Annotated in this window: 16 protein-coding genes; 5 read left to right on the top strand and 11 right to left on the bottom strand. The window is 44.9% G+C overall.

Translation table 11 applies throughout. The features are described 5' to 3' along the window. Positions 1 to 173: 173 nt before the first annotated feature. The gene (locus AB4623_RS13325) at positions 174 to 1,736 is read right to left on the bottom strand and encodes a glutamate synthase-related protein (protein WP_372146625.1); all 1,563 of its coding nucleotides are present in this window, start codon (positions 1,734 to 1,736) and stop codon (positions 174 to 176) included. Positions 1,737 to 1,961: 225 nt separating this feature from the next. After that, entirely contained in the window at positions 1,962 to 2,519 is a 558-nt protein-coding gene (locus tag AB4623_RS13320) for a DUF1439 domain-containing protein (protein WP_372146623.1), read from the bottom strand. Positions 2,520 to 2,681: 162 nt separating this feature from the next. Here AB4623_RS13320 and AB4623_RS13315 point away from each other — a divergent pair, with 162 nt between their 5' ends. The 4 genes from AB4623_RS13315 to AB4623_RS13300 all read left to right on the top strand — a co-directional run bounded on the left by AB4623_RS13315 (position 2,682) and on the right by AB4623_RS13300 (position 5,890). Beyond that, positions 2,682 to 3,068 carry a thiol-disulfide oxidoreductase DCC family protein gene (locus AB4623_RS13315; RefSeq protein WP_372146621.1) on the top strand — a complete coding sequence of 129 codons (387 nt, stop codon included), beginning with the start codon at positions 2,682 to 2,684 and terminating at the stop codon, positions 3,066 to 3,068. Between the two features lie 384 nt (positions 3,069 to 3,452). Continuing rightward, entirely contained in the window at positions 3,453 to 4,796 is a 1,344-nt protein-coding gene (locus tag AB4623_RS13310; RefSeq protein ID WP_372146619.1) for an ABC1 kinase family protein, read from the top strand. Positions 4,797 to 4,880: 84 nt separating this feature from the next. Next, entirely contained in the window at positions 4,881 to 5,426 is a 546-nt protein-coding gene (locus AB4623_RS13305; RefSeq protein ID WP_102393681.1) for a glutathione peroxidase, read from the top strand. Then, on the top strand, positions 5,423 to 5,890 hold the full coding sequence (locus AB4623_RS13300; RefSeq protein ID WP_017062213.1) for a DUF3429 domain-containing protein: 468 nt from the start codon (positions 5,423 to 5,425) through the stop codon (positions 5,888 to 5,890). Before AB4623_RS13305 ends, AB4623_RS13300 begins: the two co-directional genes overlap by 4 nt. 74 nt (positions 5,891 to 5,964) lie before the next feature. Here AB4623_RS13300 and AB4623_RS13295 read toward each other — a convergent pair whose 3' ends face one another. The 5 genes from AB4623_RS13295 to AB4623_RS13275 all read right to left on the bottom strand — a co-directional run bounded on the left by AB4623_RS13295 (position 5,965) and on the right by AB4623_RS13275 (position 10,068). Continuing rightward, positions 5,965 to 6,399 carry an N-acetyltransferase gene (locus AB4623_RS13295; protein ID WP_017062214.1) on the bottom strand — a complete coding sequence of 145 codons (435 nt, stop codon included), beginning with the start codon at positions 6,397 to 6,399 and terminating at the stop codon, positions 5,965 to 5,967. 151 nt (positions 6,400 to 6,550) lie between these two features. Further along, on the bottom strand, positions 6,551 to 7,165 hold the full coding sequence (locus AB4623_RS13290) for a LysE family translocator (protein ID WP_102320553.1): 615 nt from the start codon (positions 7,163 to 7,165) through the stop codon (positions 6,551 to 6,553). 130 nt (positions 7,166 to 7,295) lie between these two features. After that, on the bottom strand, positions 7,296 to 7,613 hold the full coding sequence (locus AB4623_RS13285; protein ID WP_017070274.1) for a hypothetical protein: 318 nt from the start codon (positions 7,611 to 7,613) through the stop codon (positions 7,296 to 7,298). Positions 7,614 to 7,688: 75 nt separating this feature from the next. Then, complete coding sequence (locus tag AB4623_RS13280) at positions 7,689 to 9,125, bottom strand: lipopolysaccharide biosynthesis protein (RefSeq protein WP_372146617.1); 1,437 nt, start codon at positions 9,123 to 9,125, stop codon at positions 7,689 to 7,691. Positions 9,126 to 9,141: 16 nt separating this feature from the next. After that, complete coding sequence (locus AB4623_RS13275; protein ID WP_017062218.1) at positions 9,142 to 10,068, bottom strand: glycosyltransferase; 927 nt, start codon at positions 10,066 to 10,068, stop codon at positions 9,142 to 9,144. Between the two features lie 316 nt (positions 10,069 to 10,384). Here AB4623_RS13275 and AB4623_RS13270 point away from each other — a divergent pair, with 316 nt between their 5' ends. Beyond that, positions 10,385 to 11,533 (top strand): glycosyltransferase family 4 protein, encoded by a 1,149-nt coding sequence (locus AB4623_RS13270; protein ID WP_229648041.1) that lies wholly within the window; start codon positions 10,385 to 10,387, stop codon positions 11,531 to 11,533. A 185-nt stretch (positions 11,534 to 11,718) separates the two neighbouring features. Here AB4623_RS13270 and AB4623_RS13265 read toward each other — a convergent pair whose 3' ends face one another. From AB4623_RS13265 to AB4623_RS13250, 4 genes are all read right to left on the bottom strand, one after another. After that, positions 11,719 to 12,492 (bottom strand): viroplasmin family protein, encoded by a 774-nt coding sequence (locus tag AB4623_RS13265; protein ID WP_017070271.1) that lies wholly within the window; start codon positions 12,490 to 12,492, stop codon positions 11,719 to 11,721. An 81-nt stretch (positions 12,493 to 12,573) separates the two neighbouring features. Beyond that, a complete protein-coding gene (locus AB4623_RS13260; RefSeq protein WP_017070270.1) occupies positions 12,574 to 12,879 on the bottom strand; it encodes an NIPSNAP family protein in 306 nt (101 codons plus the stop codon). Between the two features lie 62 nt (positions 12,880 to 12,941). Beyond that, on the bottom strand, positions 12,942 to 13,271 hold the full coding sequence (locus AB4623_RS13255) for an AzlD domain-containing protein (protein ID WP_136974213.1): 330 nt from the start codon (positions 13,269 to 13,271) through the stop codon (positions 12,942 to 12,944). 2 nt (positions 13,272 to 13,273) lie between these two features. Beyond that, positions 13,274 to 14,002, bottom strand: a complete 729-nt coding sequence (locus AB4623_RS13250; protein WP_372146614.1) for an AzlC family ABC transporter permease — start codon at positions 14,000 to 14,002, stop codon at positions 13,274 to 13,276. Between the last annotated feature and the right edge of the window lie 41 nt (positions 14,003 to 14,043).

Raw genomic sequence — 14,043 nt, 5'->3', positions numbered from 1 at the left:
TGATGATAAAACCTCAAGTTAACTTGAGGTAAAGCGATATTTTCAAAATATAGGAAATAGTTTAAAAACACTTATAAAGCAGTTGATTATGAAAGGTTTAACATAGGTTGGCATTACACAGGAAAAAGTCAGCACACCCAAAATACATTGAGTGTGCTTTATCGAAGTATTATTTACTTAAAGTGATTTAATGGACAGACACCAGAGTAAGCGACACCGGATAGCTCGGCCATTTCGCGATTCCATGTTGCCAAATCATGAGGGTTAAATTGATTCAAATGATCATGCCCACATGCCCTCGCCATCACTTGCATTAATTCTGTCGAGGCTTCAAAGAAGTTCTTAAGCTGGTTCGATGCTTTCTCGACATTCAAACGCTGACGTAAATCGGCTTTTTGAGTTGCAATACCAGCAGGGCAATTATTGGTGTTACACATTCTCGCCGCCACACAACCTATCGACTGCATGGCACTGTTTGAGATAGCGACACCATCAGCACCAAGCGCCATCGCTTTTACGAAATCCATCGGCACGCGCAAGCCGCCCGTGATGATCAATGTGACTCTGTCACTGACCCCTTGTTTATCGAGATACGCTCTAGCGCGAGCGAGTGCTGGAATAGTGGGAACACTGATATGGTCACGGAACATTTCTGGCGCCGCCCCTGTACCGCCACCACGCCCATCTAAGATGATGTAATCGGCACTGGCATCAAGCGCGAACTGAATGTCTTCTTCGATGTGATTGGCACTTAACTTAAAGCCAATCGGGATACCGCCTGTCACCTCTCGAACACGGTCGGCGAACTTTTTAAAATCCTCGACCGTGTTAAGGTCGACAAAGGTGGGTGGAGAAATCGCTGCCGTGCCCGCTTCAATGCCACGCACCTCCGCGATCTTGCCTATGTTCTTCGCGCCCGGTAAGTGCCCGCCCGTTCCGGTTTTGGCACCCTGCCCGCCTTTAAAGTGGAAGGCTTGAACGTTTTTGAGCTTAGCTTCATCGTAACCAAACTGAGCACTGGCTAATTCATAAAAGTAGCGAGAGTTCGCCGCTTGCTCTTCGGGTAACATACCGCCCTCACCGGAGCAGATACCCGTCCCTGCGAGTTCGGCACCTTTCGCCAATGAGACTTTTGCTTCTTCAGATAGCGAGCCAAAACTCATATCAGACACAAACAAAGAGATGTCCAATTTAAGCGGCTTCTTCGCTTTGGGGCCAATAATCAGTTCGGTACCAACAGGCACATTTTCTAGCAAAGGCTTAGTCGCCATTTGCGCGACCATCACTTGAATATCGTCCCAGTGAGGTAATAGATGTCTTGGCACGCCCATAGAGGTCATTGGCCCATGATGCCCAACCTTAGATAAACCATCACGCGCTAACTGATGAATAAACTCCACGGTAGGCTCTTCTTTGGTTGCGGTTGCCGCTGGAGATAAATCAGGGGCTGTCGCTTGAATGTGAACTTCAGGGCCTTCTTGCCCAATTTGTTCCGCAGTAAACTGTTTATGAGTGCCATCGCAGAAAGGAAGGTTGTTGGAATACTTACAGCGACAAAGGTAGGCGTCTCCGCTCTCTTCGGCGACAAAGCTTTTCGGTTTGAACCCCGTACCGGCATGAGAACCGTCACAAAACGGTTGGTTTTTCGATTTACCACAGGTACAGAAGTAATACTCTTCCCCTTCAGTTAGCTCCACTTTGATTGGCTTGGTATCCGCTATCACTGGATTCTTCATAGTTCGTTCACCTTTATCTTTTTTATCATTTGATGACTGAAGCGATGGCTTGCTCACAAGAGTAAAGTAAAGGTGAGATACGTGACGAATTCAATAAATGAGACTGATATACAAGGTGAGTAAACCGACTAAAAACAGTCATGACCGACTGAGCTCAAACAAAAATGGCTACCTAGTAGGCAGCCATTATGGGTGAGAGCCTAGTCAAAACTAATGCACTGAGGGTTAATCAAACAATTCGATAACCAATTTATTGTCTTTAATCACTAGATTGGGTTCCGATGACTTAATCAACGACTCTTGAACCTTGTTGCTGTCGAGTTTGTAAACCGGAGACTGGGACAAAGCAAAACCTATCATCGATACAGCTGGTTTGAGTAGTGTCTCTATTTCAGGCGAAAGCTGTTTGCCTTTTTCTTCAAAGCGCTCTAGTCGCAGCGACTTTAGATACACCTCGCCACTCTCCTTGTCGTATTCGGGAATCGCGCTGAACTCTAAGTCTAAATCCAACCCCATATTAGGCATATTGAACATTTGAACTTTTGCATTGGTATTCGCCAACACGGACACGCGTTGTGCATCGGCTCGACCAATTTGCACTTCTAGATCATCCACAGCCACTTGTGCGTACATCACACTTTGTACACCAACCTCTTGTTCTAGCATCACTGAGTCTTCAAGGTACTTCGTCATTTCTTGCTCGGTAATACTGTAGCTAACACAACCACTGAGCATCAGGGCTGTCACAGCTATAATCAAACGGTTCATTAACTTTGTTGTCATTGGAGATAGGCTCTTATTTTTTAAATGCATGGAACGGATGTTACCTCGAGATGATACTGTAAATTGGTTGTCACAATAACAGTGTCGGATAACTGGGCAGAATGATCCACCTAAATGGTGATGTCGTATCAATGAGAATTGACGAAAATAGTAAGGAAAACAATGACTGCATTAACGATATTTTACGATGGAACCTGTCCACTTTGTGCAAAAGAGATGGCAGCACTGACTAAGTCTGATTCCAAAGATCAGATCCAGACCGTCGATATCTACAGTGAAGCGTTTTCAAACTACCCGCAAATAGATGCCGAGGCAGCCAATACAATCTTGCATGCACTGGACGAAAACGGAAAGCTGCTGCTCGGTTTAGACGTGACTTACCAAGCGTGGGAGCTAGTAGGAAAGGGTTGGCTGTATGCCCCGTTACGTTGGGCGATTTTTAAGCCAATGGCAGATTGGTGTTATCTACGGTTTGCCAAAAATCGATATAAGATTTCGTTTTGGCTAACCGGAAAATCACGTTGCAACGGTAACAGCTGCACAAAATAGTGTTGAGTTAAGACATGCCGCTGGCGACTTTGTAGTAAACGATGCCAAATAGGGCTGCGAACACCAATACCGTAACGGCCACTTTCAACCAAATAAATTTCATGCTTTGTCCTTTTAATTCTGTTTACTGTTCCACGCGACAAGTTAGCACAACAAAACATACGGTTGTGTAATGATTGATAGAACTTTGTAGTCATACCAATCACAGTAGGTAAGTGTCAAGAAATAGCGCAGGAAAAAAGCTTGAGAACAAGGCGGATTTTTTAGATAAGTAGTTATTCTACAATCAAAAAATCTAACGACTTTATCGAGATTTTTAACAAGCTAGGGTGAACAGTTATTTACTACGATTGGTATCAACCCTGATTCCCAGAGAGAACCTTTATGTCGGCAAAAGAGAGAAACCTTCCCACACATCGAATTTCTAGATTCAGTAAGTTCGCTTCGTTGGCGACAAGAGTCGCGGGTAACGTGCTAACGGAAGGCACCAAACAAATTGCACAAGGCAACAGGCCCAAAGCAAAAGACTTACTGTTAACGCCACAAAACATTGCTCGCCTGACCGATCAACTCGCACACCTGCGCGGTGCGGCTATGAAGTTAGGACAGATGCTATCAATGGATGCGGGTGATGTCTTAGAACCAGAGTTAGCCGACATTCTCTCTCGCCTGCGCTCCGATGCCGATCCACTGCCAACAAAACAGCTCAATCAAGTGTTAGAAAGCTCGCTCGGGAACCATTGGAAAACCGAATTCCTGTCCTTCAATTTTAAACCGATCGCCAGTGCATCTATCGGACAAGTTCACCAAGCCTATAGTGATGCTGGGGACAAACTCGCAGTCAAAGTCCAATACCCCGGCATTAGAAAAAGTATCGACAGTGATGTAGATAACGTGGGCACGCTGCTCAATATTGTTGGCTTGATACCAAAGTCGGTCGACTACAAAGGCTTGTTAGAAGAGGCAAAGAAACAGCTCCACGATGAAGCAGACTATGCTCGCGAAGCTGATTACGCAACTCGTTACCATGATGCATTGAAAGAATACTCTCACTTCGTCGTACCTAAGATTCATCCGCAAGTCTCTTCAGAATCCGTGCTCGCCATGGACTTCATCGAAGGCGTCTCGATAGAGCAAATCGAAAGTTACGACCAAAGCACACGTGACTTTGTAATGCACAGCTTACTGGAGCTTCTGTTCAGAGAGTTGTTCGATTTTAAGATGGTGCAAACCGATCCCAATTTCGCCAACTACCTTTATGTTGAAAACACCCGACAAATTGGCTTATTAGATTTCGGAGCAACCCGTGAGTACAGTGACCGCTTCAGCGAGGGTTATCGCTTGGCCTTTTCCTCTGTCATTGACAACGATGAGCAAGTGCTCAACCGAGCTTTAGAGCAAATAGGATTCTTTAGCGAGACAATTCTTCCCGAACAACGCCAAGCGATTCTAAATCTAGTGAAGATGGCCTGTGAGCCGATGTTAGTTGACGAAGAGTACGACTTCAAAGCCAGTGGATTGGCACAAAGGCTTCGTGAAGCAGGCACCATTTTGAGCATGGAACAAGAGTATTGGCATACGCCGCCCGCCGATGCGCTGTTCCTGCACCGAAAAATTGGTGGCATGTATCTATTAGCGGCTCGCCTTGGTGCAAAAGTGAATATCAGTCGCTTGGTCGCTCCATATCTTATCTCAGAGAGCAAAAGCACAACTAAAAGCGCGAGTTAATGAGACAGTAAATAATACGCAAAGTGATCATTTCATCGTGCTCAAGAGTAATAACCATTACGCCAACTAAAATGAGCCAACCCTATGAAATGTTCACTACTTTGCTCAACCGCACTGATTACAAGCCTCACGAGTTCCATCGCCTTTGCAGCGAGCTGTCCCGAAATACTTAATGGCAAACAGCGCTTGTTAAACTCAACCGAAGAAATCGCCTTGTGCGATGAGTTTCAAGGCAAAACTCTATTGGTGGTAAATACAGCGAGCCAATGTGGCTTCACTCCGCAGTTTGAGCAACTCGAGCAACTTCATCAAACCTACAAAGACCAAGGCTTCACGGTTATCGGTTTCCCAAGTAATGATTTTCGCCAAGACAAGGGAAGCGAAGAGAAGGCGGCAAAGGTTTGTTACCTAGACTATGGCGTGACCTTCCCAATGATGGCGCGAGCTTCACTGTCTGGTAGCAACGCCAACCCCGTGTTTACAGAGATACAACAGCAAGCGGGCGTAACGCCTAAATGGAACTTTTACAAATTCTTGATCAGTAAAGAAGGTAAAGTCGTCGCCACCTTCCCTAGCTCCACATCTCCAGTGAGTGCCACGCTCAAAAACGCGATTGAGCAGCAGTTATGAAGGCGGATTACATGGCAACAACTCAAACCCGTAACACCATGGCCAAACTGGGGTACATGGGGTTAATTCCGTTTTTATTCGGTCTTCTCCTTTCGCTCACCGACAGCCAATTTATGGGGATAAGCGGTGAAACGCTGTTCATCACCTACAGCGTGGCAATTTTGAGTTTTCTTTCAGGGATCTTGTGGGCAAATGGCATCGAAAACTTTGAAAGCCAATCAAGTAACAAAGCACTGCTAATAAGCAACGCGATTGTGCTCATCGCTTGGCTGGCAGTATTGCTTGGCGAACAAAAAGAGCTAGTGACAACTCTGATTCTCATCTTTGGTTATATTGCGGTTTGGCGAGCTGAAAGGACGATGAGAGAAGAGAACCAGAGCCAAGGTCCTGATGGCTACTTTGATATGAGGACTCGGCTGACCTCTAGTGTCGTGTTAATGCACGGTATCGTGATGCTAACCTAGAGCTACGAGATTGTCTTTGAAGTGTGAGCCTTTGATTTAGTTAAGCGCCTTTGTTAAAAACCGTTAGCAACAATCTAGATGATGAGCTTCATCACTAACCTAGGCTCATCATCACCAAAGTAGTTGTCTTCTTGCTTGATGGTAACGAACCCCATCGATGCATAAAGCGCACGAGCCGATGTGTTATTTGGGTCTACAGTGAGCAAAAGCCTAGCATCTCGAGGCAACTGCTCAACCGCCTGTTGCATCAGTTTCCGGCCAACTCCCATGCCACGATAATTCTGGTCTACAGCCAATGATAGGACCCAAAACTCATTCTGCTTGTCTGTGGTTGTCGTTAAGGCATAGCCAGCAATCTTTGAGTCTTGCTTAGCAACCAATAAACCTTTTCCCCAGCAATCAAAGGCCTGACGAAAGAAAAACAGCGGATAGGCGTGAGCGCCAAACAAAGCATGTTCAAGCTGGTAGATATCAGCCAGTTCTTGTTTTTCCGCACAAACAACATTCATAGATAGACCTCATTTAAACCGAACCTCAAGTTTAAACATGCAAACTCAAAGGTGCTATTAACAATATATCAACAGCCTAAAGGCTTACGAACTACCTTAACGAAGATGCCACTTAACTAACGCCTGAGGAGTAGATTAGGTTACTTATGTTTTACTGTCGAATAACCAACAAATTTGCGCCAGATAACGCAAGAAAAACCGAGCACGCTTTGTTGAAACGTTTTGCCATTTGTGGCTTAGAGAACCAGTTTCTGAGGTATAAGCCAAATGCCGCGTAGATCGATATCGCGAGCATTTCTAACACTAGAAAGGTGCTACCTAAAACAAAGAATTGAGTATTTACGTTCGCTGAAACATCGACAAATTGAGGAAGGAATGCAGTGAAAATGAGTATCGCTTTTGGATTGCCAGCAGCGAGTGCAAATTCTTGTTTAAACAGACCAAACCAATTCTTATTTCGTTCGATATCCACGACCGGACTGGCGTGTGAGCGCCATAGGTTGAACGCGATCCACAACAGATACATCGCGCCAAATAGTTTGATCAGGAAAAACAGCGTTTCAGAAGTATAAAGCACAACCGCTAAGCCAGATGCAGCCAAAGCAATCATGCCAGAAAAAGCGAGGATTCTTCCTAGGCCTGCGACAAAGGCGGCCTGAAATCCGTAACAACGGGCGTTGTTCATTGATAACAAATTGTTTGGGCCCGGAGTCATGTTGAGCGCAAAACAAGCGGGGATAAACAGCAGTAACTTCCAGATTTCCATTGGTGCTTCCTAATTGCCAAATGCCGTGATTATAAAATCCTTAAACAAGGTCTTATCGTTTATAACAGCATTTCATATCTTTTGTAACTGCATAAAAAATAAGCACCAAATCTATACAGTAAATTTTCAATCAGTTCTCAAAAAACTGTTCGTACTCGGGTGTCGCTAGATTTTCGGCGACACCAATCTCACCGACGAAATAGATAGCGCTCGCAATTGTATCTATCGTTGGATTTGATTCTCGCTCTGGGAAGTCGCCAACAGCAGGAACAGATTTTGGCGCAGACACCGAACTACAAACAAGGCTATTACATACCCTGTTTTGATTTTCTAAGGAGATAGCTTCAGGAACGTCAAAGTGCTGAGTGAGTACGTCGTGGTTAGACAATTCAGACGAAGCGTACGATAAGGTTGAGAATAGAGCTGAGAGCACAATCCACTTGTTCATGTATCTTTCCATTGATGGCATTCATTGAATTTATAAATACTATCGAATCTCACACATTATGAACAGTGTTTTATTTTAATTTGCGTGAGACTGCTTACCCAGCATCAACTTGTCGAGCAGAGCTTGCGGGACAACGATCACTGAGTATTTAACAAAGGCCACCAGCGCGATTACACCAACAGCCGATCCAAGAATAAAGTCATGGACATCAACCAACACCAATCCCAGAAGTTGATCACTCGCTATCGCTACTAATGCGATGCTAACTGCGGTTACCCACTTGCTGTGTTCATAAGGTAATTGTTCCATCGCTTGGCTTACAACATACAGAAGCATGAGCCGCACAACATAAGTTGCACAAAGAACCGCGACAACACCCCACACGCCATAAATAGGCGTCACTGTGAAATAACCAATGGCCGCCAAGACCGCACATCCACCTTGAATCCACATTTGAGATTGACTCGAATCGCCACTGAAACAACCAAGGTTAAGATAATCACCTGCATTTTTGATAACGCTAATCGCAAGCAGCGCAACAACAATGGCCCCCGCGTAATGATAACTGCTCGGTAAAATGAGAGAAATAAATCCGGGTACCGTTAGAATCATCAACGAACCTAAAACAATGGCGAGGTTCACTCCGACTAACGCCCTATCGGCACACATCTTACTGCCACCCGGCTGTTGAAGCATCGCCACACGGTTTGGAAACCACCAAAGCGCGTAAGGCTGCAACAACAGACCAAGAATCAACGCGAACTTTCCGCTAACCGCATAAATCGCGAGTTCTTCGACACCGACGAAGCTTGCCATTACCCAGCGGTCGAGCCCCATGATCATATACATTGATGCACCGCCAACCAGAACGGGCAGTCCGAATTTTAAGATCTTCGCCGAGTGTTTGAAGCAACCAAAAGATCCCATCTCTTGCCATTGATAACGCACTAAACAAACCATTAGCAACACACTGGATACCGCAGCTGAAATCAACACGCCATCTATACCGTATCCAGCCTCAAGCAAAACAAAAGTCATGATGGCTTGAACACCGGCTTTCAACACATTGAGCATGCAAAAACGTTTCGCCATCGCGTTCATACGCATCAGCGTTAGCGGGATAGAAATCGCCCCATCGAGCATGGTAGGAATAAGCAGAAGCAGTATCTGGTAAGGCTGGAATTCAACTGGCAACATTAAGATTAACAACGGCATACTGAGGGCAATCAAGGCGCCCCCAAGCACGCACACCAGCACGCTCAATGTGAAGCAGTTCGAGACGAGCTTTTGCTTTTCATCACCTTCGGCGATACCCACATAACGATACATGGCATCGACAATACCGAAGCTGAACAATATCGTCCCAATGTCTGCCAGCAAGACAATGGCTTCTAAGGAACCATACTCTGCCAACGTCATATTGTGCGTAATGTACGGGATCATCACCAATGAAATCCCTTTCATCATTAATATACCGATGGCGTAGTAAGCCGACTGCTTTAAAGAACCCATAGTCGTCACCTTTTCCTTACCAAGCTGGCTTTAGGAAACTTTTACAGTCTCCAATTAGGTGTCGCAATGTGCGTTTTTGAGGTGACATGACCAAAGAACGGAAACTGTAGGCAATAGCCTGTCTATTCTGTTGTAAACCTCGATAATAGTCAGCATAACCTTCCAGTATTCTCGCCTTTGCGATTTTGAAGCTAGAAGTGGGTAGATTCCATCGTTGACTGTCATTTTGGTAATGTTGAAGAATAGTCTCTATAGACTGCAAATTTCTCAATTTAAGACTTTCAGTTTGGGTAACAGAGCTCGCTCTCATCAAGTAGCCAACCTGCACCGAGTTCAACACACCGATCTGATGGTTTTCACTCATTCGAAGCCACAGTTCCCAATCTTCCCCATATTTGATGTCAGCATTGAAACTGTCTGTTTGAGAAAACACATCCGCTTTCACCATGACCGTTGATGTTCCAATCACGTTATTTTCTATGATGAACTCCAACGGGTTCTCGATATTGATGAACAGCTCATCTTGATCTTGAAACTGCGACCAGTAACTAAAGCAGTCGACTATTACTTGGTAATCTTCAGTAAGATGCTCGTAGTTAGTAAAGCTCATCGCGAGATCAGGGTAACGTTGATGAAATTCGAGTTGGCGCTCAATTTTTTCAGGAAACCAGAAATCGTCTGCGTCTAAAAAAGCGATGTATTCACCGGTCGCCTTTTCAATCCCTAGGTTTCTCGCTTGAGGCGCACCAACACCCAATGTGGACAACGTAATAATGCGTTCATCGTCTATAGAAGCAAGATACGTCGACGTTCCATCGTTACTGTTATCGTCAATGACAATCAGCTCAACATCTTGATGAGTCTGCTTTAGTACACTACCAATCGCTTTCGGCAGGTAATCCAAACAATTGTAGGTAGGAATAACAACACTTACTTTAGCCATAATGACGCCCTCAGATTTATACGTTATATGGCTGACGTTGCATGTTCTATGCCGAGAGTGTCTTGCTATGAAATCACATCTAGATCAGCCACCTACGCGTCCATTCTCAAAATGACGACCAAACACAGATGTTCAAAAAAACTGCAACTCCAATTTGATTATCAATTTGAGAAAACGAGCTACCTCTTAAGGGGTAACCTTCGAAAAGCAATCAGAAAGCCCTCCAAAGCTACGATTCGATCTTGGTTCGTATCTTGCTTTATTGGTTATTACCTTGGCTTGATAGCTTTAGTCATATGGATTTGAGGAGTAAGGAATGAAGAAAGTAGCATTTGTGGCGCCAACCTACCCAGTACTCAGTGAGACCTTCATTCAAACAGAAGTCGACTCTGTGAAAGCGTGTGGGCACGATGTTTGTGTAATGACGTTCAAAATTGAAAACAGTGAAAAACAGTTCGACTACGACATTGTCGAAATAGGTAAAAATGTTCGGAAGGGTAAAGTCGCCAGCATTAACTGGATAGGTTTCATCAAGGCTGTCTCATTTATTTCTAAGCAAACCAGCATGCCGAAAAAGTCACTGTTCGCTTATGGGTTTAAATTAGCGCTGCAACTCGCGGAAAACGACGTCGAACACGTACATGCGCATTTCTGTCAGCACACCACAGCTCACGCCATCGTCGCGGCAAAGCTGCTGAATATCACCTGTTCGTTCGTTGCTCATGGTCATGATGTTTACGAGTTCGCTTATGACATTGAACATAAAATCTCATCGAGTGATTTTGTGGTTGCAGTGTGTAAAGACATGCTTGCTGACTTCAATACCATGGCGAAAGGAAACATTAAGCTCCTGCATTGCGGAGTTAATACCAAACAGTTCCAACTCAACCCAAAAACCGAAACGAAGCAACTTCGCTTTATTTTCCTTGGCCGATTAGTGGAGCAAAAAGGTATCCACCATCTTATTGATGCATTGGCGCCGATTGCCGAACCTCTCGACATTCATCTCGATATCATCGGTACTGGCGATTTAGAGCAACAATTAAAGTTACAGGTCAAAGAGCAAGGGCTCACTCGAAACGTGACCTTTCTTGGCGCTAAGCCTCATGAATGGGTGAAAGAGAAACTATCGAATTATGACAGCCTAATCGCGCCCTTCTGTTTTTCCGAAACCGGGTGTGTGGATACAGGACCACTGGTTTTAAAAGAAGCGATGGCCGTAGGAACGCCAGTTATTACCACCAACATCATGGGATGCAAAGAGATCGTCTCACAAGAGACAGGTTTTGTGGTTGGCGAAAAGAATGTGGAAGAATTAAGAGAAGCGATTGAGCGTTTCGCGCAACTAAGCAGCAACGATAAAGCATCGATGGGGTTAAAGGCACGTGAGAGAGTGAAAGACAGTTTTAATTCGATCAAACAAGCTCAGCAATTATCTCGTTGGATAGAGAACCCAGCTCAATAAGGATTAACTCAGGCAGTAAGCATCACAAGGACTGCTACGCCTCACAAGAACGACTAAGCACCATAAGAAAACGGAGCACCACAAAAACAAAAGAGCGCTACATCAATTTGAAATGTAACGCTCAACTTAGCACTGCCCAATGATCGCGACTTATGCTTTCAGTAGCTTTTCATTAAGAAGCCTAACTAGCCTGCTCGCAGTGCCAAAATAGACTCAATATCGTCGATGTCACGATATTGAGCGAGTTGTTGCTCTTTCGATGAAATAGCCACAATCGACATTCTATCGGCCAATTCGTTACCTTCAATACCAACGTGTCCGTTCACATGGTAGATGGTAATTTTTGAAGCCAGCTCTTGGTAGAGCGCATACGCCGGCTTAATAATATCGAGGTTTTTGATCTCGCCGCCCGACTTAGTCCAGCCCTTTTTCTCCCAACCCGTTGCCCACTTAGTAATACAATCTATCGAGTACTTAGAGTCACAATAGATCGCTACAGACAGACCCGCGTTTAGCTTCTCTTTTGCGAGCAAAAACGCCTGTTTAAGGCCATGCAACTCAGCGGTATTATTGGTACCAACAGGTTGATACAAGCCATACCACAATTCGGTTAATTGGTTGTTTTGGTATACCGCTAACCCCGTCCCTGCTTCACCAGGGTTTGGTTCACACGCACCATCGGTAAAGATCTTGATATCAAAAGGCATATCTGTGATTTGCTGCTCCGAAAGAGGCGGCACCTTAGCTTTCGTCGACTTACCCGCAGAGCTTGGCTTTGTCGCAGTAGAACCTGACGCAGACGACGTTTTACCACCGAAAGCAGACTCAGCCTCGTCTAGTGTTGGAAACGATTTATATCTCGCACCAGCGAAACCATCGACTTGGGATTTACACTCGTTCCAAGTGGTAAAAATACCCGGTGTGCGACCTTTCCAAACCACATAATATTTCTTAGCCAAACTAACTCCTTACCAAAACCTAAACACACAAACAGTGAATCAGTACATTAGATGCCACCACGCTATACGTTGCAAGGTCTATCACTCTAAAACAGGTCTAAAAAAGCTGCGTTCATAACTCACGATGCAATCAACTTCGTCTGCAAATTCAAACGCTTTAATACACTCAGCATCGTTCAACGATTTAATCCGATACTCTTCATAGGCAGCCAAACTTTCAAAGGTAAACAGCGCCAAGGCAATATTGTTCGCCCCTTCCGACGGTAAAAAATAACCATTGTGTTGGCCCCCGAATTTAGCGACCAGAGGAATCCACATTTTTGCGTATGCCTCAAACTCATTTACCTTTTTAGGATCAATCACATATCGAACATAACAAGTAATCATATTTATACAGCCCTTAAATAATAGGAGAAACACAAAGCCTAAGTTGACATTGAAGTTGAAGCTCACGAGAAAAGGTAATCAACCACGACAAGGTTATAGAACAAAAACACCGCCATGCTGACGCCGATCGTTAGCAGCACATTGCCTGTTTTCCAAATCAACAGACCTGTGACCACCGCGCCTATCAAGTATGGGTTTTCAAGGCTTGGCCAAAATGTTTGTTCTGGTGCAAATACAATTGGCCCCCAAATCGCAGTCAGCACCGCTGGGCTTGAATAGCGCAATAGGCGCCTTGCGGTTTGATTGAGTCGAAGCGGGATTGCAGGCTCAAGAAACAAATACCGACTAAAGAAAACAATCGCAGTCATGAGGAATATCGTTAACCAAATCATCTCTATTTCCCCTCCACGATTGTCTTGTTACCGTTGTTTCGCTCTTGGAACGATTCGCTGATAAAGCCCGCTAACATTCCGGCAATCGCTGCAATCATTAGCCCGCCCTCAATATTGTTAACCGACATGGCAACCGAAGTGACCAATGAAACCACCACACACACTACGACGGGTAGAGTTCGGATTAATGGGAACACCAAGGCGATAAAGGTTGCTGCGACCGCGAAGTCGAGCCCAATCTCATTAAGCGAAGGAATTTGGCTTCCCGCGACAATGCCAACAAAGCTCGCAATATTCCAAACGAGATAAAAACCGCCGCCTACACCCGCAGCATACCAGCGATTAAATTCTTGCTGAGACTGCCCACTACAAATCGCGAACAGCTCATCGGTGAGCCAAAATCCAAGTAATAGACGCCAACGCGCAGGAAGATGGCTGATTTTGTCACGCATCGATACACTATACAGAAAGTGTCTTGAGGTGATGAACAGTGTGGTCAACAACATAGTGCCTAAACCAATACCCGCTTTGAACATACCCGCAGCGACAAGTTGCGCTGAGCCAGCAAACAAAATAGCCGACATCGCTTGCGCTTGAAGTTGATTCAATCCGGCATCTATCGCATATGAACCGGCCAGACCCCCCCAAGGGATTACCGCAATGCTCAACGGCATTCCCGCTAAAACGCCCTTCCATAACTGTGTTCGTCTATCCATTGTTTCACTATCCATATAGTTCTTTTCTCTCTTCACATTGGCTATTCAATGTAAGA

The sequence above is a fragment of the Vibrio sp. 10N.222.52.C12 genome (assembly GCF_041474215.1).
In the GTDB taxonomy this organism is placed as follows: Bacteria; Pseudomonadota; Gammaproteobacteria; order Enterobacterales; family Vibrionaceae; genus Vibrio; species Vibrio crassostreae_C.
This window is presented reverse-complemented; position numbering and strand designations above follow the sequence as displayed.

Bases quoted from the DNA above. Each gene is read 5' to 3' on its own strand.
- AB4623_RS13300 (WP_017062213.1), top strand. From the start codon at position 5,423: ATGAAGGCGGATTACATGGCAACAACTCAAACCCGTAACACCATGGCC.
- AB4623_RS13310 (WP_372146619.1), top strand. From the start codon at position 3,453: ATGTCGGCAAAAGAGAGAAACCTTCCCACACATCGAATTTCTAGATTC.
- AB4623_RS13295 (WP_017062214.1), bottom strand. From the start codon at position 6,399: ATGAATGTTGTTTGTGCGGAAAAACAAGAACTGGCTGATATCTACCAG.
- AB4623_RS13260 (WP_017070270.1), bottom strand. From the start codon at position 12,879: ATGATTACTTGTTATGTTCGATATGTGATTGATCCTAAAAAGGTAAAT.
- AB4623_RS13280 (WP_372146617.1), bottom strand. From the start codon at position 9,125: ATGGGTTCTTTAAAGCAGTCGGCTTACTACGCCATCGGTATATTAATG.
- AB4623_RS13250 (WP_372146614.1), bottom strand. From the start codon at position 14,002: ATGGATAGTGAAACAATGGATAGACGAACACAGTTATGGAAGGGCGTT.
- AB4623_RS13270 (WP_229648041.1), top strand. From the start codon at position 10,385: ATGAAGAAAGTAGCATTTGTGGCGCCAACCTACCCAGTACTCAGTGAG.
- AB4623_RS13305 (WP_102393681.1), top strand. From the start codon at position 4,881: ATGAAATGTTCACTACTTTGCTCAACCGCACTGATTACAAGCCTCACG.
- AB4623_RS13315 (WP_372146621.1), top strand. From the start codon at position 2,682: ATGACTGCATTAACGATATTTTACGATGGAACCTGTCCACTTTGTGCA.
- AB4623_RS13285 (WP_017070274.1), bottom strand. From the start codon at position 7,613: ATGAACAAGTGGATTGTGCTCTCAGCTCTATTCTCAACCTTATCGTAC.
- AB4623_RS13255 (WP_136974213.1), bottom strand. From the start codon at position 13,271: ATGATTTGGTTAACGATATTCCTCATGACTGCGATTGTTTTCTTTAGT.
- AB4623_RS13320 (WP_372146623.1), bottom strand. From the start codon at position 2,519: ATGACAACAAAGTTAATGAACCGTTTGATTATAGCTGTGACAGCCCTG.
- AB4623_RS13275 (WP_017062218.1), bottom strand. From the start codon at position 10,068: ATGGCTAAAGTAAGTGTTGTTATTCCTACCTACAATTGTTTGGATTAC.
- AB4623_RS13325 (WP_372146625.1), bottom strand. From the start codon at position 1,736: ATGAAGAATCCAGTGATAGCGGATACCAAGCCAATCAAAGTGGAGCTA.
- AB4623_RS13290 (WP_102320553.1), bottom strand. From the start codon at position 7,165: ATGGAAATCTGGAAGTTACTGCTGTTTATCCCCGCTTGTTTTGCGCTC.